Here is a 26619-nt window from a genome sequence, read left to right on the forward strand (position 1 = left end):
TTGGAGGCAAAAAATTTAATTTTAGGATTACAACATTTAGGGCTCCCAACAAACTGTTATGAGGAAACGCTCAAATTTTATCAACTTCTTGGGTTTGGAGTTCAAACTCAAGAAGACAACCGTGGTAAACGGGTTTGCTTTTTGAAGTTGCAAGACATGGTTCTTGAAGTATATGAGAGTGAGGATTGCACACTACAAACAGGTGCATGGGACCACATTGCAATTAATGTCAATGATGTCGAAGCCACATTTCGGTTTATAACTTCAACAATGTCGATAGAAAACGTAACGATCCAAACTTTGCCATTTTTCGAAAAAGGTGTACGCTTCTTCACGATTACGGGTCCAAATGGAGAACGTGTGGAATTCAATCAGTATTTATAATAGGGAGAAGAACTGTGTTTGATATTGTTGCGCTTGGAGAGTTGTTGATTGATTTTACTGATGGTGGGTATTCTCAATCCGGGATGAAACTGTTTGAACGGAATGCTGGCGGAGCGCCTTGTAACATGCTAACTGCTGCAACTCGAATGGGACGGTCAACTGCATTTATTGGCAAGGTCGGAAACGATATGCATGGTCAATTTCTGAGACAGGTGATTGAATCTGAAGGGATATGTACCAAGGGCCTCGTTATGGATTCGAATGTATTTACCACGCTTGCATTCGTGGCATTAGACGCAAGGGGAGAACGAGAATTTTCTTTTGCTAGAAAGCCAGGTGCGGATATTTGCCTTAAGAGTGATGAAGTTTCCCGTGAGTTGCTTCAAAATTGCAAAGTTTTTCACTTTGGATCACTCTCTCTTACTAACGAACCAACGAGGACGGCTTCTTTTGTGGCGGTAAACACAGCAAAAGAAGCCGGCGCCGTGATTTCATACGATCCAAATTATCGAGAAAAATTATGGCCCGATCAAGAATCGGCTAGATTTCACATGCAATCAGTGTTGCAGTACGTGGACATGATAAAGGTCTCTGATGAAGAACTAGAGATTGTCACCGGTGAACAAAGTTTAGAGAATGCATGCGCATTTCTTCATAGCAAAGGAGTTACATGCGTAGCTATTACTCTTGGTAAAAAGGGGGCATATGTTAGTCTCAACGAAAAAGGCGGAGGCTTTTCAGACAGCGTAGAACTCGGAAAAACCATTGACAAAACTGGAGCTGGAGATGCTTTCTGGGGCGCCTTCATTTCATACTTTATAAAAGAGGGGAAGTCGCTTGTACAATTGTCCATTGCTGATGTCATTAGGTATGCAGATCAAGCAAATATCGTTGCAGCACTTAGTATTTCAAAGCGTGGAGGAATTCCGTCAATGCCTTATTTGAAAGAAGTAGAACACATTTTACAGCATCAAGAAAAGGAGAGCAACTATGAATCGCAGTGAATTCAAGATTGCAGAAACCCAAGATAGAGAACAATACATTGTTCGTCCAACAGAGAGTGTCCCCATGACATTGCTAGTCCCTGGTTCAGAAAGTCATCTTATTTCAACAAAAGAACTTACCGTGAGTTTTCTTACTATGAAGGCAAACTCTGTTTTTGATGTTCATACTCATGAAAATGCACAATGTATGATTGTGACTGAAGGATATTGTGACGAAATTATCGACGGAAAGATTTACCGTGTTGAAGCAGGAGATGTGATTTATCTTCCCGCTAATATACCTCATGGTGCGTTTATTCTTGATGTCGACTGCAAGGCGATTGATATTTTCTGTCCAGTTCGTGAAGATTACATGGAGAAATTCCGAACACAAAATCCTGATTGTAACGAAAAATTTCCAATTGCGCCTTAAACTATAATCTCAAGTTTGGTTTAGATCAAATAAATATTTCAATTGAAGTGTGCCTGTTTATCCAGTCAGCATGCACCATCCAGGTCGGTGCAGTCAGCAGTCTTGCTGTTGACATTTACCAAAGAACAATTTAGAAAGGTTGTAGCTGTAATGCCCGGTTGCCTCAAGCCCTACTTTCATTTTGTCTTGCGGTGTGGTGCAGTCTTGGATTCTCTGCAACAGGTAGTTAAACCCATCCATCGTATTGGGGATAGTGAACGCATCTGCCAGGACTTCGCCCTCCGAACTGAGAATGAAGCAATCATGCTTATCCTTTGAGACATCAATACCAACAGAAATTACCATAACCAATCCCTCCAACGGTAAATATGTGATGCTGCATCCACAGTGCGCCTTACTTTTGTAGCCTTGTTCCACATAAACCGTCTGGCGGTATTTAACTGATTAACAAAATTGTAAGGGGCTGTGGTTGGAACCTTTCTAAAACCATCTTCTGGTAGGGTCGAAACACCAATCCACAGCATCCCCTACAGTGTAGCACAGCCCTTGGAGAGGGGCTTTAATAACTACTAACTTTATAATACAAGGGCGGGAAGTTCAATGCAGCTGTGTCATACTCTCAAAAAAAAGACGATATTTTTGTTAATCATGCTTGCATGTTGCATAGTAATCATATTTGCCATCCGCTTTGTTTACTTAAATTATTTGAGAGAAGGCACGACATATAGCTATGGTATAGTAGTTGAATCAAATTACAACAGCTTTGTTATGAAAGACGATTCGGATAATTATTATGTTTTTTCCGCAGATTCGGGAACACAAATTACCGATCCTGCGGGAGAAGAGATATCATTACACGAACTCAAAGCTGGAATGGAGGTGGTAGTAGAATGTGACATTCGTGGACGATACCAGCCATATGAATTTGCTGTACCGTCTGACCGAATCCATGTATCAGCCGTTTCGTGAGGAGGAAAGAAAATGAATATCAAGAAGCTGTTTAAACGAATTGTTCCACTTGTGCTGTGTGTGGCAACACTATCGATTACGCCGGCTTTCGCCGCCGACATCACTGCTGATGCATCGGTAGGAGTAGAAGATCGCATGACCCTTTATTTCGAAGAAGATGTTACTTTTAACTGTGGTGCAGAGGTTCATGTAAAGTATACCATTCTGGACAGCACGGGAGATATAACTGGGGTGCAAAGTCTCAAAGTAACATACTATCCGAACACGATACATTCTGTCACAGCATTTGTCTCGGCGATTCGTGATAACGAAATCGTCATTACTGTGTCATACTATAATAAAGTGACAGAAAAATGGGAGAGTGAAGTCGGTTCGTTCGGACATGAATGGTAAACTCATAACCCCGGAGGTCGTTGGTTCAAAACAAGTATATATACCAGAGCAGGGTTGGAGCATAACTGCTCCAACCCTGTTGTTTTGTAAATAATTCATGTAATATCAAGCTATTTAAATTCGTTATATAAAGTACACAAGTTCCCCAAACAAATAATTTTACATCTTATTTTAACACTATTTTTTGTTTTAAATATGTATTCTGATAATTACATATATGTGCTTATTTTTTGTGCAATGTTATTCTTTTCCCTCTTGATTACTTTGTGATATACTGGTTTTGCCTTTCACAAAGATATTAGCGGCATTGGAGGGGGATAACCATGCTGTCTTATACGGTTTTGATTGATGATAAAGATAATGAAATCTTATTCGATCAAATATATAATAGTTACCGTCAAGGTATGTATCAGATCGCATACAGTATATTGCATGATGTACAGTTGGCTGAAGACATGACTGCTGAGACTTTCGTCAGAGTTGCAGCTAACATGAAAAAAATCTCAACAATGACAGAACAGAAGCGCCGTGACTACATTGCCATTATCATCAGGAATATCAGTATTGACGAATACAGAAAAAGACGTAAAAATCCTGAGGTCTTTTTTGATAATGAAAATTTTGTGATAGATCAGAATAATCCTGAAGATTCTGCTATTGGAAAGGTTCGATATATGGATCTCGTCACGACAATTGATCAATTACCGGATATATATCGGGATGCTTTAAAACTCCGGTTTTTATATCAGTTAACGGCGGAAGAAACGGGAAAACTTCTCGGTATTTCGGCAAACAACGTCAACCAGAGATTGCTTCGTGCCAAATCGAAGCTGGAAAAACTTTTGAGAGAGGAGCATTACTTTGATGAAAAACGATGATAAGTATATCGAACAGCTCCTTGGCGTTGCGCTGGATGATTCCGTTGAATCTTCGCCTCCGGAATTAAAAACCGAGGAAGAATTGGCGGCAGAGGGTATTGAGCCGCATGAATTTTCAAAGGGATTCGAGCAGAGAATGAACCGTGTCAGGCGGAAAGAACGCCGCAAAGAATGGATATCTGCGTATAAGAAGACAATGAAACATATAGCAGCAGGATTTGCCGTATTCATTGGAATCGGTGGAATTCTGATAGGTTCTGTTGACGCTATTCGGGTCCCTGTGTTATCCTTTATCCTTAACATTGGAAAGGAAAGCTCCCAGATACTGACTCATGATGACCTCAATGTTCCTATTTCCGATTTCATGTCGAAATATCTGCCAACTTATTCTCCAGACGGCTTTGTAGTAACATCATTTTCAGAATTCGAAAATGGATATAGTATTGCATATCAGCGGGAGGATGGAAGCTCGTATCAAATTGAATTTAATATGAATACGGATACCTTTTACTTCAACTCAGAAGACAGTGTTTTGAGTGAAATTGAAGTTGATGGCTCTCCTGCTGTGGTTTCATCACATGAAGACTACATTATCGTTTCGTGGCCTACAAATGGACATATGTATTGTATTACTGGGACGATCACACAAGAAGAATGTGTAAAGATACTGGAAAGTGTAGATATTTAAAATATTTGTAATATATCCTCCTTTGATTTCGTTATATTATCTGAACGACTTTTCAAAGGAGGATTTTTGTGAAAAAAATTAAATTGATGAAAACTGTTGTTGCTATCACCCTTGTTTTCTCCGCTCTCTTTTGTTCGTCCGGGGCAACAGATCTTCAAGCTCAACCAAGATGGACCCATATCGTTTACATTACTGGAAATCTTGATATTTCAAGTTCAGGAATAGCAACAGCTTATGGTTCTGGTTCGGCACTATCTACGCAAGTCAACAAATGTAAAATAACCGTAGAGTTGCAACAGTTTAAAAACAATAAATGGAATACCTTATACACATGGGATACGACATCATCTTCATTTTCTGTTGCAACCCCCACAAAAAGTTATGCTGTTTATCATGGATATTCATACCAATTAAAGATAACATTAGAAGTTTATAAAAATAATACCTTATTGGAAACTGGCACAAAAATGATATCATATGGATATTTTGCTTGACGAGTGATACAAATTATAAACTCTCAAAAGATTACGAACTGGTCTTTTGGGAGTTTTTTGTAAAAACGCGCAATTAAAATGTTTTTGTTAAGAATAAAGGCGTGCCTAAACCACGAGGTTCAAGCACGCCTTTCCTAATTTCCCGCGTAAACGTACGGCTCATGTTATAGGGTCAACTCCGGCTGAGGCTGGTCTAAGCCAAACTGAGGCTGGTCATTTTTTTTGCTTAAAAGGAAATTCAGCTCGCCCAGCCGCGCTACCTTGATCTGGTACTCATCCTCCTGCGGCCACGGTTTATCCAGTTCCGCTTTCGCTGTTTTAAGCTGCTCTTTCAAGAGAGATATCCGCTTTTCACAGTCGGGAATATGTTCTTCAATGCCGGACAGGGCATTTCCCAGCCGCTGCATCATGCCCTGCGGCGTCATGCCGGCATCCACCTGACGCTTGGTCTCCCCCCGTCCCCACAGGATACAGTTTTGCAGCGGGTCGCGCGTCAGGTATAGTTCAAAACCGCAGTAATGCCCGATAGAAAGGGACTTTTCCCACGCCAGGGCATCGTCCGCCCCAGCCTTGATCTTTGCCGTTTCGCTTTCGATGCGCTGCAGCAAAGCGTTTCCGGCGTCCTCTTTCTGCGTGTATACCGTACCGGAGATCTCCGCGCGGAATGTATCGCCCACGCTTTCTGCATGGTGCGCTGCAAAGGTCCTGCCGTCCTGCTGCAATGCGGCAAGCAGGCGCTCCTTATCCGTTATTTTGTCCGGTATTATGCGTATTTCATCCTGCAGATGGTACTGCTCGTTCTTGTATGCGGTGCGAAGCACATTCAGCTTGTTGACCTCAACCTCCAGTTCCATTCGCTCTTTGATGCGCGGATCGCCGGCAGACAGCGCCTTGATCTCTGCATAGGACAGTGCGGCGGCGTCTACATCCTCACAAGTACGCGCAGGGGATTTCCCAGTCACAATTTGCGCGATAAACTTCTGCTTATTCTCCACAGTCTGCCAGTTATAGCTGTCAAAGGTGCTTTTGGTCGCATAACGGTAAATGTCAACATGGTCATACATATTGCCCTGACGCAGGATGCGCCCCTCGCGCTGTTCAATATCGCGCGGACGCCACGGGCAGTCTATCTCGTGTTCCGCGGCTAAGCGTTTCTGCACATTGAATCCGGCGCCCATTTTGCTGGTGGAGCCGATCAGGATGCGGACTTTGCCTGCGTTCATCTGCTGCCGCAGCGTGCGCTTTTTCGGTGTAGTATCCGCATGATGGATATACGCAATTTCCTCCGCAGGCACGCCGCGCGCGATCAGCTTGTCCCGTATATCGTCATAGGCGCAAAAGCTGTTTTTACGCGCGCCTTTGCCGCCGGGTGTCGCAAGGTCGCAGAAAATGAGCTGCGTGCCTTTTTCCGGCGCGGTACGCTCCCAGATTTCAAAAACGTTCTGCACAACCTTGTTCAGCTTGCTTTCCGGCGTATCGGGCAGCGAGGGGTCGGAAAGCCGCTGGTCCAGCGCCAGCTTGCGCCCGTCGTTTGTGATCGCAAGCATGTTGTCCTCATACGGCGCGACAGCGCCGGCACGCACCGCGTCCGCGCGTTTTCCCAGCTGCTGCACCATTGCCTCCTGCTCTGGGGTGGGCGCGGTGAGTTCATTATGATACGTCCCTTCCGGGCGCGGCAGATGCAGCATATCCGCCGTTTGGATGTCTGCGGCAAGCTTCCACATCGTAACCAGCTCAGGCAGGTTGACAAACTTTGCAAAGCGGGTTTTGCTGCGGTAGCCGCTGCCCTCGGGGGACAGTTCCATAGCGGTCACGGTTTCGCCGAAGGCGGATGCCCAGCTGTCAAAATCGGATAAGCCCGCCTGCTCCAGTACATCATGTTGCAGATAGCGCATCATGGTATATAATTCCGTCATACTGTTTGAGATCGGCGTACCCGTGGCAAATACCACGCTGTTATAGCCGCTGCGCCCATTCAGGTATTCACATTTTGCTGCCATATCCTCGCTTTTCTGCGCAGCCGTGGTCTGGATGCCTGCAACATTCCGCATTTTTGTAAACAGGCCGAGGTTCTTAAATTCGTCCGCTTCGTCTACAAAAATACGGTCCACGCCAAGCTGTTCAAAGCTTACGGCAGTATCCTTTTCCTTGGCGTTCATCAGCTGCTCCAGCCGCGCTTCCAGCTTCTTTTTCGAGCTTTCCAGCTGCTTGATCGTAAAACTCTGCCCTTTATCTTTTTTCGCTTCGGACAGGCTGAGTTCCAGCGTGTCAAGCTGCTTTTCGATATGCGCCCGGGCGTGCTCCGGGGAAAGCGGGATTTTTTCAAACTGGCTATGCCCGATGATCACCGCGTCATAATCCCCTGTGGCGATCCGCGCACAAAATGCAGGGCGGTTCTGTTTGGACAGGTCATCTTCCCGCGCCACAAGGATATGTGCGCCGGGATATAATTGCTGGAATTCCGCGCCCCACTGCTCGGTCAGGCTGTTTGGCACAACGAACATCGGCTTGTGGGCAAGCCCCAGCCGCCGCAGTTCCATCGCGCCCGCTGCCATCGTCCATGTTTTCCCCGCGCCAACACAATGCGCCAGCAGGGTATTGCCGCCGTAGAGGATGCGGGCAACCGCGTTGCGCTGGTGTTCTTTCAAGGTAATGTTCGGGTTCATGCCGGGGAAAGAGAGGTAATCCCCGTTATAGGTGCGCGGGCGGGTGTGGTTAAAATGCTCGTTGTAGTAGCGGACCAGACGCTCGCGCCGTTCCGGGTCTGCAAAAATCCAGTCTTTGAACGCCTGCCGCAGCGCGTCCTGCTTCCCGCGCGCCTTGATGGTCTCCTGTTGGTTGGGGATACGCTTTTCCTTGCCGTCTACGATTTTCACATCGAATATCTGCACATCCCGCAGGTTGAGCGCCCGTTCCAGCAGTTCATAGCCGTTCGCGCGGCTTGTCCCGAATTTGGTGTGGGCAAAGGAATTGCGGTCGTTGTCCGCGCCCTTGTTGGATACATACCAGCTTTTGATTGCATCCGAGTAAGATACGGTTATCTTATTTGCAGCATAGAACGGCGGGTGCAGGACTTCACGCACAAACTGCGTAATATCTTCGGGCGGAATCCACGCAGTGCCGAGCCGCACGCTGATATCCGAAGCGGTGAGCGGTTCGGGCAGGACGCTTTCCAGCATTTTCACGTTAAATGAGAAAGCGGGGTCTTTTTCCGCGTATGCCTGCGCGGTTTTCAGCTTTGCGCGGATATTGCCGGAAAGGTACTCGTCCGCCGGCTGCCAGACGCCGCTTACCGGTTCGCGGAAAATCTGCCCGTGCAGCGCGGAAATGATCTGCCCCTCCGGCGTCCCGCCCAGCAGGCGGGACATATAAGCAAAGTCGATTTCCCCGCGTTCCGCAAGGGATAAACCCAGCGCATCCTGCGGCGTATCCGCGCTGGTCACGGCAATATGCGGCCGGATCGTGCGCAGGGTGAAGATATCGCTTTTGCCTTTGACGTTCTGCTCATCGTCCAGCTCCTCCAATGCCAGCAGCAGCGGATAGCCTGCGTCCCGTGAAAAGGCGCGGCGGTTGGCGGTATCGTGGAGATAGCCGTGCTTTTTGACAAAGGCGTCGTACTGCCCGTTCAGCGTACGCTGCAGCCCGTGCAGCGTGTCATCATCACAACCTTCGGTCTGTGCTATGATCAAATCGCGCACGGTTTTTCGCAGGCCGATCATGCCGCGGGCGCGCTGCGATGCGGTTTCCTTATATCCTGTAGGCTCATCCCTGCCAGCGGCGCGGAAAAACACCGCCCCGTCCTTGATGAAATAGCTATAATCTTCAACCTCTTCATCCGGGGTACTTCCTGTATTTTGCGATGTGTTCCACTGGAACACATCCGCAGCGCCGCGCACCGGCAGCTTCTCCAGCGCCCCGATATGCCGTACCGCTTCTGCAAGCTGCCCCTTCAGGTCTGCACCCGGAATCGGCGCGCAGGTGGTATCATAGCCGTATCTGGTGCTTTCCATCTTCATTTCACCCAAGACCATTTCCGGGTGGGAGATGAAATAACGGTTCATGGAAAGCCCGTCTGGATTTTGCCCCAGCTGTACCCACTCAGTCTCGGTCTCCGGCGGCGTTTCCCGCTTTTGCAGGAACAGGATATCCGTTGTCACCTCTGCGCCGGCATTGGCTTTGAACGCATTGTTTGGCAGACGGATAGCGCCCAGCAAATCCGCCTTCTGCGCAAGCAGGCGGCGAACGTGTGTGTCTTTCTTATCCATTGTGCCTTTGGAGGTGATGAAAGCAGCGACGCCGTTCGGCTTTACTTTATCCAGTGATTTCATAAAGAAATAGTCGTGTATGAGCAGATGGTCTTTGTTATATGCCTTATCGTTCACGCGATAATCACCGAACGGGACGTTGCCGATGGCAAGGTCGAAAGTGTTGTCCGGAAATGCGGTATTTTCAAAACCGGATACAGTGATATCCGCACTGGGATAGAGCTTTTGGGCAATGCGGCCCGTGATGCTGTCCAGCTCCACGCCGTACAAACGGCTGTTTCTCATTCCCTCCGGCAGCATACCGAAGAAGTTACCAGTACCGCAGGACGGCTCCAGAATGCTTTCCGGTGCAAGCCCCATGTGCTCTACGGCGTCATAGATAGCACGGATCACCGTGGGGCTGGTGTAATGCGCGTTTAAGGTGGAAGCGCGCGCGGCTTTATATTCATCGTCTGTCAGCAGCGCTTTAAGCTCGGTATATTCATCAGCCCACGCCGGATTCCCCGCATCAAACGCCTGCGGGATCGCGCCCCAGCCGGTATAACGGGCGAGCGCCGCCTGTTCGTCCGGCGCAGCCGGGCGGTTCTCCTGCTCCAGCGTGTGCAGCAGACGGAGTGCGGCAATGTTGTCACGATACCGTTCGCGCGGACGGGATACGCCGAGCAGTTCATCCGTAATATGATAATTGCCCGCGTTCCGCGCCGCCCCTTCCGGTGTGTTCGGCTGGAACACATCCGCGCTTGCAGCAGGTTCGGGGACAGCGTGACGGAAGCCGTCCAACTCCTGTTGATACAGGCTGCGGCAGAGCCGCGCGACTTCGGTCCATGAATACGACAGTTCCGTACCGAACCTGTCCTGAATCTCAACGGAAAAACCGGATGGTGTGGCGATATACTCGGCTTCATCCCCTGTTAAAAGGGTGAAATTGCCGGTTGTACCCGCGTGGGCGTCCGAGAGATGCTGCGCAATTTCCGCATTGCCCAGACCGTCCCGCAGGAGGCGGGCGATGGCGTCCTTGTCCGCCTGTGACAGCAGGCCGTGCTCGCTGGTGAGCGTTTCCCGCAGATCGTCGTTTGTATTTTCGATATCCATAGTCAGGGTGTCTATGACGGGTGTATTTCGGGCGTCCTGAGACAACCGGCCCTCGAATACAGCTTTGGCGATGGGCGACAGTTCCGTACCCTCCGCGCCGACTTCTTTCAGCGTGATTCCTGCGGGGCTGACGCCGGAAATGATGTGCGCCGCTTTGTTCCAGTAAACCACTGTCCCAACCTGATAGGCGGGTGCAAGTGGGTCATACGGCGCTGGTATTGCCTGCGTGGTTTCCTCCAGTGTGTTCCCCTGGAACACATCGTGGGAGAGGGCTGCGGCAGCAGCCTGTACGGCTTCCTCAAGTGTGTTCCCGTGGAACACATCGTCGGCAGAAGGCTGCGTGTTCCGATGGAACACATCTTCGGCAGCGGTCTGCGTGTTCGACTGGAACACATCGTGAGCGGCGGGCTGTGTGTTCGACTGGAACACATCGTCAGCGACAGGCTGCGTGTTCGGTTGGAACACATCGTCAGCGGCGGGTTGCGTGTTCCCTTGGAACACATCGCGCGAGGGGTCTGCGGTAGCGGCCTGTACAGCTTCCTCCAGTGTGTTCCCTTGGAACACATCACGTGAAGGGTCTGTGGCAGCAGCCTGCACGGCTTCCTCCAATGTGTTCCCTTGGAACACATCATCAGATGAAACGGGCTGTTCTGCGCTTGCGTGCAGGGCAGGATAGGTTTCATCAAATACCACTTTATGCAAATGGTTATGGAAAGAACTGAGGTCATAATAAAGCCGGAGGAACTCGGTATCCCCGATACTCACCGCCGCGCGCCGTGTAGCAGCATCCGCTTCTATACGGGCATTTTCCTCGTCTGAATTCATGCAGGCATTTTGATAGGCAGCGTCAGCCATGACCTTTTCTTTAATCACTGGCAGGTATTGTTCATAAATCTCTTTTACCGTCCGCACCGTCCGTTTGGGCGCGGCGCTTTTCGATGTGTTCCGTCGGAACACATCGTCAGCGACAGGCTGCGTGTCCGACTGGAACACATCGTGGGAGGGGTCTGTGGCAGCGGCCTGCCCAATGGTTGCTTCATCCGGTGTAGGGGATACAATGGACGCCTCGCGCAGCTGCGGCAGGATGCTTTGATATTGGGGATACCGACTCAGGAAATCCAGCACCCCGCCATCACCATCGCCAATATCCTGCCGCTCCGTATAGGTCTGCCCATCAGGCATAACGATAGTAAATTTGGTTTTATCATAGCCAAGAAACCGCTCGTTTTCAGGATCGTCCGCTTCGTACCAGTCCTCCCATGTGCCATGTTTTTTCAAAGCGGCGTTTTTCCCTGCAACCTGTTCGTCATCCGCCTGCTTCATCAGGCGGTCAAACTCATAGATGGAATACCGTTTCCCATCTTCAAATAGGGGGCTTTCACTCCATTCGCAGAAGATATAGGGTGTGCTGTCCGGTTCATATGGATTTTCCCCCGTGGTTTGGGGCATGACAGGCGGGACTGCATGGCCTGTCTTGCCCTCCGGCACAGAAGGCGCAGCCATTTCCTCCTGTTCCGCCAGCGCGTTCCCCTCGCGCACCTTATCAGCCGCCGCCTGTGCCTCTGCAGGCAGGTATCGGTTGTTCTGCACCAGCGCGGCAACACGTTTCGCGGCATGTTCCCATGTAAGGTGGATATCCGGACAGCCATTTTTTCTATAATGAATCCCTTTCCCGTCATAATCTTCCCAACTGTGGGAAGAGCCGGACAGCGCGTGGGATCGCCCGCCGATGCCATATTCCTCCTGCAGGAAGTCTTTCTGCTCTTTCGCAGAGTGTCCCTGCTGGAAGAAAGCGTAGATACGGTTTTTCCCGCCTGCGACGTTTCCGCCGTCCGAAAGGGAAACATCAATTTCATCGTCTGTGATAAACCGGCCGATCTCCGGGATTTTCGTCATTCCCGAAGCAAAAGTCCTGCGGGGAAGGGATAGATCATGCAGGCCATCCATGATGTCCCTGGTTTTATGATGCCGAAACCGCAGCAGGTCATGGTTTCGGTCATAGGCGGACAGGAACGCGGCATATTCCTCTGTGAACGTCCGGAGAAATTCCGGATTTTTCAGCTGTCCCGCGAGCCATGCTGTTTCTTCCGGATAATTGTTTCGCCGTACCCCGGACAGGCTGGACAGATAGCCTTGCGCCTCTTCACCGAAGTCATGGTAAAGGAACCAGATTTTTTCCGAAAGCTGGCGGCGTTCGTATCCCTCGGCTTCCGCGACCTCGACATTGGTGGCAAACTGTCCGGTTCCTATAAGATGCCCGATCCGTCCTGCCGCCTGTTCCCATGGGATGAGATACGCCCCGGCGTCATACCGTGTGGAGCGCCCGCGGGAAAGATGGACGCCGTCCCTGTCATACCACGCGGCGAACATTTCCGCGCCGATGGAAAAGCCATTGCCGCCGTGGTAGATGGTTTGCAGATCGGCTGCAATCCCGCCGATGGGTTTCTGCTTTTCAAAGGCTGCGACGATACATTCGCGGTGGCGGTCTGTGTTGCTGCCGAGCCGCAGCACATGGTCTATTTCCGCCTGCGTAAATTCATGCCGGCCGAGCCGTGTGTTCCGATGGAACACATCTTCGGCGGCGGTCTGCGTGTTCGGTTGGAACACATCTTCGGCGGCTGGTTGCGTGTTCGACTGGAACATATCCGCAGCGGCGGGCTGCGTGTTCGACTGGAACACATCCCGCGCAGGGATTTCCTCCGGCATCAGCGAAAGCTGAACCGCGGGCGGTTCGTCAGAAAAAGGGAAAGCAGCAGGTTTTTTCAACTCTGCCGCTTTCCCTTTTTCATTATTACTTAACAGTAAATCCAGTCCCGCCGCACGATCTCCAGCGCGCAGTGGCGGTAGTTGTTCATCAGCCCCACCCATTTCATGGGGTCTGTCCGTTTCAGGTTTTCGTCCGTCCCGTCCTGCGCCGCCTGCGCCCGGATGAGCCGCTCCATATCCTCTTCCGCGCTCTCCGCGACCTCGTTGAGGTACTGGGTCAGCGTCCCTTTCACCACCATATCCTGATAGGATTCCGGATCGTTCTTCATGAGGTATCTCAGATGCTCCTGCCCGAACGGCCCGTACTCCTTCGGCGTCTTGTCTGGGTATTCCTTCCCGTCCGTCCCTGTGTAGTAGGTGATCTCCTCCGTTTCGGCCTGCGCGGTCTGGCCCTGCATTCCTTCGGTCATTTTGCCCATCTCCTTCCGTAAGCTGCCGGTCTTTTTCCGTATCCTTATTATACACCCCCGCGCCCTGTCCCGCAATACGGTTTCGCGTTGTAAATCGAAAAAGTTTACACCCATCCAAGTGTTTCATTGTCCGCTCAATGGATGATAATACGGTTTTAACGGACTGTTGGGTTACAGAACCCAAGCGGTGCAGGTCCGCTGTGGAAAGCCCTCCGGTTGGGATAAAGCGGACATAAGGCGCGGGGTCTATGCCGCACCGGCGCAGCACGCAGTAGGCGGCGGACGCCACTGCCGCACGGATAAAATCAAGGTCCTGCGTGATGCTGTCCGCGTCATGGAACGCCTGATTCTGCGCCGCGATAAACAGGTTATCAGAAAAGCTGTCCAGTAAACGGGTATCTTCACCGGACTGCGCGGAAAGGTTATCCAGTACGGCGTCCTGCGCGTCTGCGCGCATCTCCCAAATGTACGGCGGCGGGATGTTATCCCGCCGGGGGAGGGTATCTGAAATATCAAACAGGTACTGCACCTGTTCATGCCCATCCGCATGGCGCTGCACGACGCCGATGCCGGATGAATCGCGCGCTATCCTGCGCAGCGTGCGGTTGTTCCAAAACGGCAGGCCGGCGCAGGCGGTGGCGTCCGGCCGCTGGTTGAAGATCATGACCTGCGAGGGGAAATCGTACTTGTACAGCCTTGCCGCTGTGTCGAGGAACTGCATCCAGCTTTCCGGTGATTCGCGGAAACGGCGGACCGTCTGCTCCATCTGCTCTTTGAGCTGGTCTGGTGTGAATTTTGCCATATCAATTTTCCTTTCTGCCAGTTTCGCACTGGCGGCATATTAAAATAAAAACATACTGCGGACAATATGCTTTATTTTCAGATGGCGGTGCCGGAGGATAACAGTTCGCCCAGCCTGTGAACGCTTTCCCAAGCGCTTTGCCGATGTATATGATGTTTGCGGGCGATTTCCGCAATGGATTTCCCGCGCAGGAAATAATCTATGAACCGTTCTTTCTGCGCCGGGGTCAGCCCGCCGCTGTGCAGCAGCAGGAGCGCCGCACGGACTGCGAGCCGGCGCTGTTCCCACTGCAGCAGCGCTGTACACGGCTCGGGGTCTGACGCCGGCAGCGCGGCGGCTACATCGTCAAAATCTGCATCGGTTTTCATGTAGCCGTAGCGATAATCTGTTTGATGTTGTTCAAAGAACATGCCGTCCGAGAGTTCCTTGATCTGCCGGAAGTCCTCGGCGGTGTATTCCGGGTTTTCACGCAGGTAGTCCTCCAGACGGACCACCTGTGTTGTGCCGTCTGCGAAGCAGTATACAATCCCGTCGCTTTCCCTGTTGACCGCCCATTCGTTTACTCTGCCCATGGCGCTGCAACCTCCTTTTTTAGCACAAAAAAAGAGCATCCAGCCATTTGGATGCTCTTTGCGGGCGTTGCCCGTGGGCTTCCGCCCAGTATACAGATTATCACAGGCAGGGTGGACAAAGCGGACAAGTTGCAGGGAAAAAGAAAGTTTTTTCGCCTTGCCGTTCATACCGGTATTGTTATCAGAAATATAATTAAACAGGTATAAATGAAGGGTATTTTATTATTTTAAGACAAATTACATCCTGCCTGAACCGCATACAGCCCTAATACCATTGCCCCTCTTTTCTACCACCCCCCGAAAACAGGCGTATGGTGTGTCAAGGGCGCGTGCGGGGCTGTGTAAACCGCAGATCCCGCGCCGTGACGGCGGCATTCCCCGGTTTTGGGCAGAAAAAAAGCACGGCCATAAGCCGTACTGCATAAACGCTGGTACGGCTGTCAGGTCGTGCTTGTATTTTTTTGTCCGGCTTCCTCGGCAAGACGCCGGCAGCGTACATCTTTGATCCGCTCCAGCCACTCCTGCTCCCAGTCGCTGAGCGGCTTGGCGCGCTGATTTCCCGCGGACGCGCGCTCCTGCATCCATTTCAATAGCACCGCGCGCAGATAGGCGGCAGGGTTGCCGGCGCGGGACAGGTCTATTTTCGTGCGGAGGAACGATGACATATCGTCATATGTGAAAGCGGACGCCAGCGGCGCACGCTCATCAAGGGGGACGGTACGTTTGCTGACCGTAAGCTCCGGCGCGTTTTCGATCTCCGCCAGCGCGCCCGCTGCCATATCTACAAGCTTGGCGTCATACTGCCATTCCAGACGGCCTGCGTCAATGCGCCGCCGCACTGCTTCTATTTCCGCCTGAGACGGTGCATACGGCGCTTTTCTCGCAGGGGCAGAGGAGGGCACGGAAGCATTGGAACCGCGCCTGTGCGCCGTTTTGGAGCAGGAGGGGCGCAGTGCGCGCAGCTTCTTCCCAGCATGGCTTAAATACCCCGCTATCGTTTTTACCGTGGATACCGTACCGTCCGCGTGATGGTTTGTAAGGTATGGGGTTTCCTGATCCGGTTCTGCCAGCAGCTCATACTGATAGGAAAAGCCGTCCTCCTGCCCCGTGGGGTAACGGTGCTGTTTAAGCAGGCCGCTGATCTTCAGCGCGCGCCATACCGAGGAAAAGCGTTTAAGGCGCTCCGCACAAAACGCACGCACGCCCTCCGGGTTCAGGTGGAAATGCGGGATCAATGTCAGGTGTAAGACCACGCCGAAAAGCCCTTTGACTGCCAAAGGGATGGTTTTGCTGCGCAGCACGGCATTGGGGATACGGGTAAAATCGCGCATGGTATCGCCGGCGGGGCGGAAACGGCAGTCCCCGCCCGTGCGCCCGGACGGCGCGGCATACTGATATGCAGGGGAATCCTCCGGCAGCTGCAGCAGGTCGTATGTATGGACAAATGCGCCGCTATTGCCCGTCTGGGAAAAGCGGTGCTTCAGATATCCGGCTTCCAGCAGGTCATGCCACGCTTTTTCCAGCGCATAACGGCTTTCGCAGAACTGCACCAGCTGGGACTTGGAGAGCCGCCATCCCGGCATGCCGCAGAACGACGATATGACAAGGTACAGCCCCTTGGCTGCAAGGGACAGGCCTTTGCTGCGCAGGGCATGGCTGCACCCCATTGTAAATCCGGACATTTGAAACACCTCCTTCATGTCTTTTGTGCTGTGCCTTGCGGCAATGTTTTCAAGTATCGTTCCGCGATCTTGCGGACGCTGCTGGCGGTATTGTCCCCGCCGACCTGTGCTGCGATCTGACGCCACTGCAGGTCGTCTACATAGCGGTAAAGCAATATCTGCCGCAGCAGGGGGTCTTCTATCCCATTGATAAATGCGTTGAGCTTGGCATACTCCAGAATACTTTCGAGCACGCGGTCCATGATGACCCGTTTCAGTTCGTCTATAATGGATATGTACAGGCTGACATTATCCTGCAAAACGCCGATATGCGGCAGACCGGATATGGAAGAAGTGCGGCCGGAAACGGCGGATTCCAGTTCGTGCAGCCGCCGCAGGTCATGCTCCAGTTCACGGTTCAGGCTCCTCAGATGTTCCAATTCCTCTTTGCTCATGATTACCTCTGTCATACAAGGGTATCCGTGTGTTCCATTGGAACACACGGATATGGGCGCGGCGGTCAGATGGGGGAATCTGTATCATCGTCCGAAATCCCCTCGGGGATGCTGTACGCAGCGGCGGGCGCAGGCTCCGCCGCAGGGGGCGCTGCCTGTGTGGTATGCGGGATTTTGATCACACAGTCCTCGCCCGGTCTGATAGACGCTGTGACCGAGCGCGCTGCAGGGGCGTAATGCGCAGGGACAGCGACCTCCGTGATGGTGTACTCACCGGCAGGCAGGCCGACGATATGCGCGCCGCTGTCCGTCCCTGCCATGTTGCGCTGGACGGGCGTGCCGTCCGCGCGGTACAGGTCATAGGCTGCGCCGGACAAAAGCATGCCGGTTTCAGCATCCAGCGCCAGGATCTGCAAACTGCCGCGCGCGGCGTCCCCCTGCTTGTCCGCAGATTCACGGTCCAGCCGTTGACGCTTGGTTTCCCCGAACTGGATCTGGTCGCACAGGATTTCAAATGCAATATGGTTGCTGCCCTGGTCATCCGCCCATATGCGGGAGGTGACCTGCCCGATCACGACAGCCAGTGTGCCTTTGGAAAACCATTGGGATACAAACTTCGCTTTTTCACGCCATGCCACGCAAGGGATGAAGTCTGTTTTCTCTTCGCCGGAGGTCTGCCGTGCGACTGCCAGCTTAAAAAAGCAAACGGGGATGTCCCCGCTGACATACCGCAGCTCCGGATCGCGGGTGAGCCGTCCCATAAGGACGGTGTTGTTGATGGAAATTGCGTTGCTCATGTGATGGTTCCTCCTCTGTTATTATGGTTAATAGACTTTTATATGGAAACAGGGTATTATGATAATAAGCTTTAAGTAATATCTGAACAGCAAGAGAAATTAGATGGATTTGCAATTTTGCTATAAAATTGCAAAAAATCGCAGCTAAAATAGCAAAATATCATTCTTGTGTAGCGTTGACAAAACTTTGTCTGTGCTGGCTCGGATAAAATTATCTTTTTCTTGCTCCGTATCGCATCTCGCAATTGCTTCAGACAGATAATCCTTCAGAGCAGCGTCAGCTATGCTGTCCAGTAAATCTAATGTGAATGGTACAAAGATACCTTCAGACTTTATAATCCGGGAGCTATCCCAGCTATCATCATGCGCCATCCCCCACAGTACAGTGCAATTCCAATCACCGCCGTAACATTCCAGTTGGTAAATATGATCTGCACGAAAGAATAAAAAACTGATCAGATCCTGATCTGGCGAACAGGCCGTGATTGTATAGCCCAAAGCCGAAAGCAGCTCCTTTATACGTTCTATATGGTTCATGTGCCACCTCAGTCTAAGGAGAATAACGCGGAATAAAGTTTTTGCTTTACTGCGAGATTACTCGCCGGTGTAATAGGGGATGCAGCGATCCTCGATAATTTGTGTCAATAGCCGTTCTTTCAAAGCCAGTTTCTCGACTTTCTTGTTGAGATAAGCGATCCGCAGTATTTGAATGACTATTATGCAGATCAGCCCGACACAGATCAGAATGAGCACGCTAATCCCCCTTGTCTGGCTCAGATGGATCATGCAGGAGCTGGATGTTCCTGATGATAACAGAAATGTTCGAAGAATCCCGATGATAATGTGCTTTTTTTATTGCTTTGACCAAATCTTCATAATCACCCGGAGTTGTTATTTTCCGCTGAAGTTCACAGCAACAAGCCGCCTCATTCTGTTCTCCGTAGCCGTCATAGTAAAAATACCAAACATGATACAAGTAATTCATAGTAGTTTCTCCGCTCACAATCCTGCTTCTTTCTTAATTGGAGGGCATGCCGTGGGTCTGGATGCAGCGTGCGCTACACGGTCATTTACCTCGGCGCGTTTGGCGTTGTTAAACCGATCCAGATCGCCTACCAGATAGCCGGTGATACGGCGGATGCGCTCAAAGCCCACGCCTTCACCAATCAGCGGTTCAGATCCGCTGCATAATATAGCGTTATTTGCGGATTGTTGTGTATTTTTCGACATGGCGCTGTCTCCTTTGTAATTTTTTTCGAAACCGGCTGGAAAAAATAGCATTGTAATCGGGATCATATGCAGAAATATGTGTGAGGGCAAACCGTGCTTCGCGCTCTTGGCCGATACGGAAGCGCAGCTCCACAAGTTCATTATCCTGCTCATGATAGCGAATGACGGCAATTTCACACGGTCTAAGGTGCAGATGCAATGCGTCAGGCATTATCAAGACCTCCTATCCGTATTTGCCGGGCTTGTGCCTTTTGGGCTTCAAGATCCTCCAGCAGCAGAGAGCGGCGCGCTGATTGAATATAACGCTGAACCTGTTTGGGCGGCGCGCCTTCCGGCAGCTTTTTGTCTGTTTTCATCGTTTGGAAGGCCGCATCAATTTCAAATGTGAATTTCAAAGGTCGTTCACCTGCCTTGTCTTGATTGCTGCGCATCGCGCATGGTCATACACCGGAAGTTTGAGGAGGAAACATGCAGGGGGATAATCTGCGTAAGCGTTTCACCTTCCGGTGCATGACCACAGGCGATAGGCCCGTGGTTATTTTGCTTGTACGGTTGGCGGTTTCTTTATGTTACATATATCCTGCTTTGGATGTGCCGGATAGCCGTTCTTGTGCCAGTTTGCAGAAATCGGGGTTTAGCTCTATGCCGATATAGTGCCTCTCCATTTTTTTAGCAACAAGACCAGTGGTTCCGCTGCCGAAAAAGGGGTCAAGCACGATGCCGGCAGGAGGGCATCCGGCCACAATGCAGGTTTCTGCCAGTTTGGGAGGGAAAGTAGCAAAGTGTGTGCCCTTATAGGGGACTTTATTGATCTGCCATACGTCCCTGAGATTTCGGACTGTGGATGCTGCCGTAGGCTCCGCCACACTTTCTGCATCGTAAAAATAGCGGCGGGATTTTGAAAACAAAAAAACGTGTTCATAGCATCGGGTGGGACGGTCTTTTACGCTTTCCGGCATGGGATTGTTTTTCATCCAGATAATGTCCGAACGCCAATACCACCCATCTTGCCGCAGTGCGAACGCCAGCATCCACGGAATGCCCATCAGGTCTTTCGGCTTACAGCCGACTGAAGAGGGTGCTTTGTGCAGCACACCGGCTATTGTCCCGCGATTCGTACCCTGCTTGCCATCGGGACGATGGCTACCATCTGCGTTCCGACCTTTTCCACTCCCTGCATAACTGTCTGCTATATTAAGCCATAGTGTACCGTCTGCCCGCAGTACGCGCCGCACTTCGCGGAATATTTCCACCAGACGGACTATGTACTGCTCCGGTATCGGTTCCCGTCCGATTTGTCCCGCCATGCCGTAATCCCGCAAACCATAATACGGCGGCGATGTCACACAGCAATGTACACTGTTGTCGGGCAGGGTCTTTAGGATTTTTAGACTATCGCCGCATAGAATCGTATTAAGGGATAATTTCATATTGTATTTCCTTTGTCCTTCGGACTATCGTTATTTGGGGGTCTGCACTTAAAAAGAGGGAGCATAACTCAGGCGTCTGAGAACGTGAGCTGTCCCGGCAATACCCCGTCCTCCATCCACCAGTGGAACACGTCCTTGCCGGTTGTTCCGGTACGCCACGAACCGTCCAGCTTGCCGCGCACTACGCGCATTTTCAGCATCCTGTCAAACGCATGGATATAAGCTCGTTCAAATGTTGGGTATCGCGCAAATTCAAACTGCCTGCCTTTTCTCCCGGCCATCGGGCAGCCGACACATCCCACGCGGTCAAATCCACACGCATACAGCGGATTTGTTTCAATACGTTCGCTGCGGATGTAATCCCAAATGTCATCATCTGTCCAGTCTACAATCGGATTGCAGATGCGTTTTGCCTGCAATCTGCAGTTCTCGAACAACTGACGTTTATCATCATTGTCATTGTTGATAATGATTTTCTTGCTGAGGTCGTGCGGCATACTCTCGTAAATACCGCGCTTATTTTTACGTGCCGCGCTCTCTGCCCAGCGCACACCCGTTGTAATCATGCGTCCGGCACCGCCGCCCTCTTTCAATACCGAGCAGCAGTAGCGTACTACCCGTGTCGGTGGCATCAGCTTTTGCGGGATCAGGCTCCACATCGTCACCGGCGCACCTTTGTACGTCGGCCAGTTTACCGTGCATTTGATTCCTTTGGCTTCCAGCCTTCGGAATGTGTCCCGCACATGATATACCGTTTCCGGCGCGTCTGCCGTGGTGTGGTTATGCTGCACCTCAAAGTCAATCCCCGCCGCCACCGCCAGAGCAATGCAGACATCGCTGTCCTTGCCGCCGCTCGTGGTTACGATCAGCGGCTTTTGGTAGTAGGTCTCGCTCATCTGCGCCGCCAGCCGCATCCGTTCAATCGCTTTCTGTTCCTTGTCCATTTTGCTCTCCGTTTGCCAGATCGTACTCTTCCGGCATCATCAACCGGCAGTCTGCTGGGCTGAATTGCTGATCCAACCAGCACAGTCGTAAGACATCTTCAATCTTGATCTGTTCCAAGAATGCTTTGTACTCCGCGCCGGTTAATTCCTCGGCATCGTCATCGCCCAGCGTCACACAAACGACATTTGAACATGGCGTGCCGTACTCGTCCTGTCCAAGCCCCTGCACCTCAAGGCAAATCCGAATTTTTTTCATCGTTTTCGTCAAGCCCCCAGTATGCTTTATAAGAGTAACCGCATTGCGCCAACCGTTCAAAGGCAGAAGGGTATTTGCTGACCATGTGTGGAATATAGCAGATGTCGGTTTCCTTCAACAAATCTGTTGTTTCTCGAGAAAAATACAGCAACGGTGCGTAATAACAATCGTCATTGCTGATAACTGTCCACGACTGACCGAGTTCGTATGATATTTCTTCCAGAAACACACATACAGAATGTATAAACGCACTGACATAAAGCTGTCCGATTGCCAACCGCCGCGCAACCCGATTGCTCCAGCAGCCGCCAATAATCGGAGGATGCTTAATCAGTATATCAATGATAGGATCTGGATTTTCTGTATCCTTGATAAGTATGCACGCTGTACATGCGTCCCGATTAAGGTGATAAGATACAGTTAATGTAGAATCACATTTTACGTTGCGTTGTTGACAGTACTCGATGATTGTATCCCTGAGCAGTATATCGTAGAAATCACAGAAGCCGTCATTTATGCAATTTATAACCACATGATTATCGTTTATTTCCATGACGCAGCCCTCCCTATTGCTTTTCGCAGTCTGCTTCATTGGTTTGGTATACCTTTTACCGGTTGCTTCTGAGCCTTTTTATTAGCCAACCTATAAAGTGAAAGCAGATCCACACTGCATCAATGACCGCGCTTATAAAAAGGAAGTGTATCCAAACGGGAACTGTATCTCCAGCTATTGCGTAAGTTATAGTAAATAATGTCTCAAGTGAAATTCCATACAGGAAGAACGATAGCATTATTTTCAAGTTCGTCCTTAACCGCACAAAGATCCATGGCAGCATAATCAACCCGATCCAGACAGCGAATATAGCAGTCTCCACAACCGGCGATCCTACATAGGACGGCAGCGAAGTAATCGCCTGCTCTCGGCTATCATAGGACGCTATCCAAGCTGACATTATCGCATCCCAATAGGCATAGATGACATGGTTAAGCCAGAAGCCTATTGGGGTGCCGATAACCAGAGACGATATTCCTGTAACGATTTCCCATCGTAATGTCTTGCTTTTTAGAAGTTTATTCATTGCTTTTGCAGCCAGCCTACCTTTCAGCTTCTCCGTGGATCATACCTTGCAAAATCCGGTTCGCTTCGAAAGATCGGCTTGTTATTGCACCAACGCTGCAAGAGCCTGATCTCCCGTGGCGCATTTGGTTTGTCATAGATCATGACATAGGGGGTATATCCCATATCGCGCAGCGTATAGATCCGAAAGAGGTTTTCGTCCATAGTGGTATTAAAATTCGTCAGCACATACACCGTCCCATATTCTCCATGACGGTTTTTTCGCCCGCTTTCCACATACAACCGAAGTCCCCGCAGTACAGCGTCGGTTTCACGCAAAGAATCCCACGCAAAATGAATTTCTTTGATCCGCATCAAATTAAGTAAAGAAATGTTTTCTGCACAGAGCAGCCGCGCGTCCAGCCCTTGCGTAAAATCAATCTGCGCGCCGCTGCTTGCTAACTGGCTGAGTAAGTCGGTATGCTCAGGGCAAGCCAGCAGGTTAGGATCAAGCAGTTTGATGTTCTTTTGCCCGTTCCAGAATTCCGCAAGGTCTGCGACCTTTACACTTCTGCGGCCTTCTTTATGGGAAACAATGCAAAACTCACACCCACGGGGACAACCCCGCGACAAAAATCCATAGGCCGTATCCTGTGGCATCCAGTGATAAAGACCGTAATCAGGCATTATGTGCTCTATTTCATCCGGCAATGTATTATCTAACCCATATCCCGTACCGCCTTTGATAATTTCCGATGCGTTGCACGGCTCGGGTTCATCCTCGGAATATGTGTTATCAAATACACGCGACATATACACGCGGTCATATTGTGCAAATCCGTCCCACCACTCCACATCATCACCAATGGATTTGTGATATGCGGATATTTTCATCAGCGCGAGGTTTGGCCAATTATGGCTGTCTACATCAATCAATCCGATTCTCAAATGTGTACGTCCTCCTGCCACAGGCAACATCTATCACTCGCTTACTCATACTTCACCCCCGGCGGGCATTTCCCATCTCCGATCTCGAATTTGATTTTCATCGGACAGACCTCAAGCATCGGTGTTTTCCTTGGGAGGGCATCGGTAAACCGTGTATTTTCCGCTTGAATTGTCGAGGGTATCGCCACCTGTCGCGTCAAGCAGAAGATCTTCAAGACCTGCGCCGTCGAGCACATCAATGGAATACAGTTTCCCATATAGCACGACGCCTTCTTCACCAAATCTTTCGCCATCCTCATCCATTCCGTAATCGATCCAGACGCGATCAAAGTGCATTTTATCGATTTCTGCTTGTGTCAGCGGCTTGTATGGTGCATTTGCATGGAATATCTGTTGGGGAGTTTGCTGTGTGTTCGGATGGAACACATCGGACGGAGCCGGTTCGCTCGACGCAGGGGCAGAGGGCTGCGTGTTCGGATGGAACACATCGGACGGAGCCGGTTCGCTTGACGCAGGGGCAGAGGGCTGCGTGTTCGGATGGAACACATCGGACGGAGCCGGTTCGCTTGACGCAGGGGCAGAGGGCTGTGTGTTCGACTGGAACACACCAGACGGAGCCGATTCGCTCGGTAGCTTGCCGTGGTTAAGATAAAAATCATAGCTTGCCTGCTGCCTGTCCGCAGGCAGGCCGCTGAGGTCATAGGCCGTAGAAATTGATAGGCGGTTCGCCTTAATTTCCTCCATTAAAGAGGGGATCAGGTTGTTCAAAATGGAATCGTACTTGGCAATGCGGCTGGAGCTGATGTGCAGGCTTTGTGCCACAAGGTCACGGACGCGCCCGGCAATGCCGCGCTCCTGTTTCGTGCGGCGTGCAATATCCCGCATCTGACGGACTTCCTCCAGTTTGTCCCATGCCGTTTTTTCGCGCTGGCTGTTGGCTGTAATGAGCAGCACCTGTTCGCGGACGTCACGATCTTCATCCGTCAGCTCTTCAACCGCACAGGGCAGAAATTCGTACTCATCCTTCCCAGCGGCCAGAAGCCGCCCCACCGCTGCATGACGGCGATGACCGGACAGAATCTTGTACTTGCCGTCCGGCAGCGGTGTTACAATAAGGTTGCTTAAGATGTGTCCCGCAAGCTCAATCGCAGTCTGAAGCTCTTCCAGCTCCTGCATGGAGTAAAAGTTATCTTCCGATGGAACGAGATCATAGTAGCTGATCCTGCGGATCGGCTGATCTTTTGCCGGTGCAGAAGAGAGGGAGGACTGCATCAGCATATCTGTAATAGCAAATCCCATATCAGCAGCCCCTCTCATCATCCAGATACTCGGCAACAAAGTCGCAGTAGTCATGCGCTGCACCGCTGCGGCGGCTGTATTCCAAGATGGGGGTAGCTTCAAACGAGCTTTCCACTACTTTGCCGCTGTAACGTATGTGCGTTTTGTATACAGGGCAATCCATGTTGGCACGCAGCCATTCCTCGCCCTGCCGCTCGCCCTCTACGTGCTGGAAGCAGGTGATCAGGCACCCAGCCAGACGCAGCGCCGGGTTGAGTTCTTCCCGTGTGATAGCGATCTGATCTTTCAGCTCCTGCAGGCCGTCAAAGGCGTAGCGGTCTATCTTCACTGGGATGATTGCTTCATTCGATGCGACCAGCGCATTGATGGTGCTGATGTTGATATCCGGGGCGTTGTCGATCAGGCAGTAGTCATACTGATCCTGTACCTTGCGCAGAGCTGCGCGCAGGCGGGTTTGCTGCGGACGGCTGCTGTCCATCATCACCTGCATATTGGCGGTGAGCAGCTTCATGTTTGCAGGGATCACGTCGATCCGTTGATAGCGGGTATGGCAGATGGTATCAGCCAGGTCGGCGTTGCGATCCAGCATCAGCTCCGCGACGCTGCCGCGCTCATAGCTATGTACGCCAAATGTTTTGCTGGTATTGCCTTGCTTGTCGTTGTCCACGACAAGCACGCGCTTTCCGTGCCGTTCTGACAGGATATGTGCCATGCTGATAGTAGTGAGCGTCTTTGCGACACCGCCTTTCAGGTTGATGATGGAAATTGTTTTCATTTTGATTATCCCCTTGAAAATGTCTTTGGTTGAAGCAAATACTGCAGCATATCCTCCACCATGCCACAGGTCTGCGATGTATCATGTGGCTTTAATCATCCTGGGCAGATGCTTCGCCCATATCATCGCCCGGGCAGATGCTGGGCGGTGCGGACACCATACGCATCATCTGCTCCCGGTGCGCCTGCCTTCCGTGGCTATTGCTGCATCGCTCCGCAAGCTCCGGATCGTAGACCGGTCTGCCGCCTGAGTAGATCTGCCCGTTGTATCCTTTACACAGCTCGTTCCTGATGGTGTTTACATTCAGCTTCAGGTGTTCACTAATGTCTTTTTTGCTTGCGCCGGTACGCCACATTTCGTAGATAGTTTTTCGCATTTCATGCGTCACTTTTGCCATCCTTAGCCTCTCCTTTCCGTTCTGTTTTTCGGGGAATCACACTGGTATTCCTGCCCTTTTACGGCAAAAAATAAAGTTACCAGAGTGCTGTCCTCTTGGTAACTTTAATTATAAAATTTTCGAAGCTGAAAAAAGAAGAAAAAAGTTCTTGACAAACAGCTTTGGGTTTGATATACTGAATAAGCTGCTTCGGAAGGGGCGGCGGCCGGAAAAGTTCGGAAAAGAGAAAGAACGGCTCGAA

At 50.8% G+C, this 26619-nt stretch carries 25 protein-coding genes and 2 pseudogenes; 7 read left to right on the forward strand and 20 right to left on the reverse strand.

The features are described 5' to 3' along the window. The 3 genes from H8S45_RS12235 to H8S45_RS12245 are packed head-to-tail and all read left to right on the forward strand — an operon-like array spanning position 1 to position 1800. Positions 1 to 384, forward strand: coding sequence for a VOC family protein (locus H8S45_RS12235; protein ID WP_054327237.1), 384 nt, complete (start codon positions 1 to 3; stop codon positions 382 to 384). Positions 385 to 398: 14 nt separating this feature from the next. Further along, positions 399 to 1388: a carbohydrate kinase family protein gene (locus H8S45_RS12240; protein ID WP_054327238.1), complete on the forward strand. Its 990-nt coding sequence runs from the start codon at positions 399 to 401 to the stop codon at positions 1386 to 1388. Next, entirely contained in the window at positions 1375 to 1800 is a 426-nt protein-coding gene (locus H8S45_RS12245) for a cupin domain-containing protein (protein WP_054327239.1), read from the forward strand. Before H8S45_RS12240 ends, H8S45_RS12245 begins: the two co-directional genes overlap by 14 nt. A gap of 135 nt (positions 1801 to 1935) precedes the next feature. Here H8S45_RS12245 and H8S45_RS12250 read toward each other — a convergent pair. Then, a pseudogene (locus tag H8S45_RS12250) lies at positions 1936 to 2145 on the reverse strand (IS110 family transposase); the annotation flags it as partial. Positions 2146 to 2781: 636 nt separating this feature from the next. Between H8S45_RS12250 and H8S45_RS12255 the strand changes: the two are divergent. From H8S45_RS12255 to H8S45_RS12270, 4 genes are all read left to right on the forward strand, one after another. Continuing rightward, a complete protein-coding gene (locus tag H8S45_RS12255) occupies positions 2782 to 3162 on the forward strand; it encodes a hypothetical protein (RefSeq protein ID WP_054327241.1) in 381 nt (126 codons plus the stop codon). A 323-nt stretch (positions 3163 to 3485) separates the two neighbouring features. Further along, positions 3486 to 4040 (forward strand): RNA polymerase sigma factor, encoded by a 555-nt coding sequence (locus H8S45_RS12260; RefSeq protein ID WP_107631663.1) that lies wholly within the window; start codon positions 3486 to 3488, stop codon positions 4038 to 4040. Next, a complete protein-coding gene (locus tag H8S45_RS12265; RefSeq protein ID WP_054327243.1) occupies positions 4027 to 4728 on the forward strand; it encodes a DUF4367 domain-containing protein in 702 nt (233 codons plus the stop codon). The genes H8S45_RS12260 and H8S45_RS12265 overlap by 14 nt, the downstream gene beginning before the upstream one ends. Before the next feature lie 68 nt (positions 4729 to 4796). Beyond that, entirely contained in the window at positions 4797 to 5222 is a 426-nt protein-coding gene (locus H8S45_RS12270; RefSeq protein ID WP_159068170.1) for a hypothetical protein, read from the forward strand. Between the two features lie 164 nt (positions 5223 to 5386). On the opposite strand, the gene H8S45_RS12275 is transcribed toward H8S45_RS12270, so the two are convergent. The 19 genes and pseudogenes from H8S45_RS12275 to H8S45_RS12365 all read right to left on the reverse strand — a co-directional run bounded on the left by H8S45_RS12275 (position 5387) and on the right by H8S45_RS12365 (position 26378). Further along, positions 5387 to 13345, reverse strand: a complete 7959-nt coding sequence (locus tag H8S45_RS12275; protein ID WP_186950136.1) for an LPD25 domain-containing protein — start codon at positions 13343 to 13345, stop codon at positions 5387 to 5389. A 29-nt stretch (positions 13346 to 13374) separates the two neighbouring features. Next, a complete protein-coding gene (locus tag H8S45_RS12280) occupies positions 13375 to 13755 on the reverse strand; it encodes a TnpV protein (protein ID WP_054327897.1) in 381 nt (126 codons plus the stop codon). 879 nt (positions 13756 to 14634) lie between these two features. Then, on the reverse strand, positions 14635 to 15129 hold the full coding sequence (locus H8S45_RS12285) for a hypothetical protein (RefSeq protein ID WP_107631666.1): 495 nt from the start codon (positions 15127 to 15129) through the stop codon (positions 14635 to 14637). Positions 15130 to 15569: 440 nt separating this feature from the next. Then, the gene (locus H8S45_RS12290; protein ID WP_107631667.1) at positions 15570 to 16811 is read right to left on the reverse strand and encodes a hypothetical protein; all 1242 of its coding nucleotides are present in this window, start codon (positions 16809 to 16811) and stop codon (positions 15570 to 15572) included. 14 nt (positions 16812 to 16825) lie between these two features. Further along, on the reverse strand, positions 16826 to 17260 hold the full coding sequence (locus H8S45_RS12295; protein ID WP_054327892.1) for a hypothetical protein: 435 nt from the start codon (positions 17258 to 17260) through the stop codon (positions 16826 to 16828). Positions 17261 to 17310: 50 nt separating this feature from the next. After that, on the reverse strand, positions 17311 to 18042 hold the full coding sequence (ssb, locus tag H8S45_RS12300) for a single-stranded DNA-binding protein (RefSeq protein WP_054327891.1): 732 nt from the start codon (positions 18040 to 18042) through the stop codon (positions 17311 to 17313). 144 nt (positions 18043 to 18186) lie between these two features. After that, a complete protein-coding gene (locus H8S45_RS12305; RefSeq protein ID WP_054327890.1) occupies positions 18187 to 18579 on the reverse strand; it encodes a hypothetical protein in 393 nt (130 codons plus the stop codon). Positions 18580 to 18636: 57 nt separating this feature from the next. Next, entirely contained in the window at positions 18637 to 18795 is a 159-nt protein-coding gene (locus H8S45_RS12310; protein ID WP_153802395.1) for a hypothetical protein, read from the reverse strand. A 246-nt stretch (positions 18796 to 19041) separates the two neighbouring features. Then, a pseudogene (gene nrdD, locus H8S45_RS12315) lies at positions 19042 to 19203 on the reverse strand (anaerobic ribonucleoside-triphosphate reductase); the annotation flags it as partial. 37 nt (positions 19204 to 19240) lie between these two features. Continuing rightward, on the reverse strand, positions 19241 to 19483 hold the full coding sequence (locus H8S45_RS12320; RefSeq protein WP_159068172.1) for a hypothetical protein: 243 nt from the start codon (positions 19481 to 19483) through the stop codon (positions 19241 to 19243). Then, entirely contained in the window at positions 19476 to 19667 is a 192-nt protein-coding gene (locus H8S45_RS12325) for a hypothetical protein (RefSeq protein ID WP_054327888.1), read from the reverse strand. Before H8S45_RS12325 ends, H8S45_RS12320 begins: the two co-directional genes overlap by 8 nt. 174 nt (positions 19668 to 19841) lie before the next feature. Further along, complete coding sequence (locus H8S45_RS12330; RefSeq protein WP_054327887.1) at positions 19842 to 20702, reverse strand: DNA-methyltransferase; 861 nt, start codon at positions 20700 to 20702, stop codon at positions 19842 to 19844. 68 nt (positions 20703 to 20770) lie between these two features. Next, positions 20771 to 21646 carry a phosphoadenosine phosphosulfate reductase family protein gene (locus tag H8S45_RS12335; protein WP_107631669.1) on the reverse strand — a complete coding sequence of 292 codons (876 nt, stop codon included), beginning with the start codon at positions 21644 to 21646 and terminating at the stop codon, positions 20771 to 20773. Next, on the reverse strand, positions 21621 to 21902 hold the full coding sequence (locus H8S45_RS12340) for a hypothetical protein (protein ID WP_054327885.1): 282 nt from the start codon (positions 21900 to 21902) through the stop codon (positions 21621 to 21623). Before H8S45_RS12340 ends, H8S45_RS12335 begins: the two co-directional genes overlap by 26 nt. After that, a complete protein-coding gene (locus tag H8S45_RS12345) occupies positions 21877 to 22455 on the reverse strand; it encodes a hypothetical protein (RefSeq protein WP_107631670.1) in 579 nt (192 codons plus the stop codon). Before H8S45_RS12345 ends, H8S45_RS12340 begins: the two co-directional genes overlap by 26 nt. A 549-nt stretch (positions 22456 to 23004) precedes the next feature. Next, entirely contained in the window at positions 23005 to 23907 is a 903-nt protein-coding gene (locus H8S45_RS12350) for a radical SAM protein (RefSeq protein WP_174887862.1), read from the reverse strand. Between the two features lie 111 nt (positions 23908 to 24018). Continuing rightward, entirely contained in the window at positions 24019 to 25206 is a 1188-nt protein-coding gene (locus H8S45_RS12355) for a ParB N-terminal domain-containing protein (RefSeq protein ID WP_159068173.1), read from the reverse strand. Position 25207: 1 nt separating this feature from the next. Then, the gene (locus H8S45_RS12360) at positions 25208 to 25981 is read right to left on the reverse strand and encodes a ParA family protein (RefSeq protein WP_054328581.1); all 774 of its coding nucleotides are present in this window, start codon (positions 25979 to 25981) and stop codon (positions 25208 to 25210) included. 91 nt (positions 25982 to 26072) lie between these two features. After that, positions 26073 to 26378, reverse strand: a complete 306-nt coding sequence (locus H8S45_RS12365; RefSeq protein WP_054328580.1) for a hypothetical protein — start codon at positions 26376 to 26378, stop codon at positions 26073 to 26075. Positions 26379 to 26619: the final 241 nt, after the last annotated feature.

The organism is Agathobaculum faecis, from assembly GCF_014287995.1.
Classification (GTDB): Bacteria; Bacillota; Clostridia; order Oscillospirales; family Butyricicoccaceae; genus Agathobaculum; species Agathobaculum ammoniilyticum.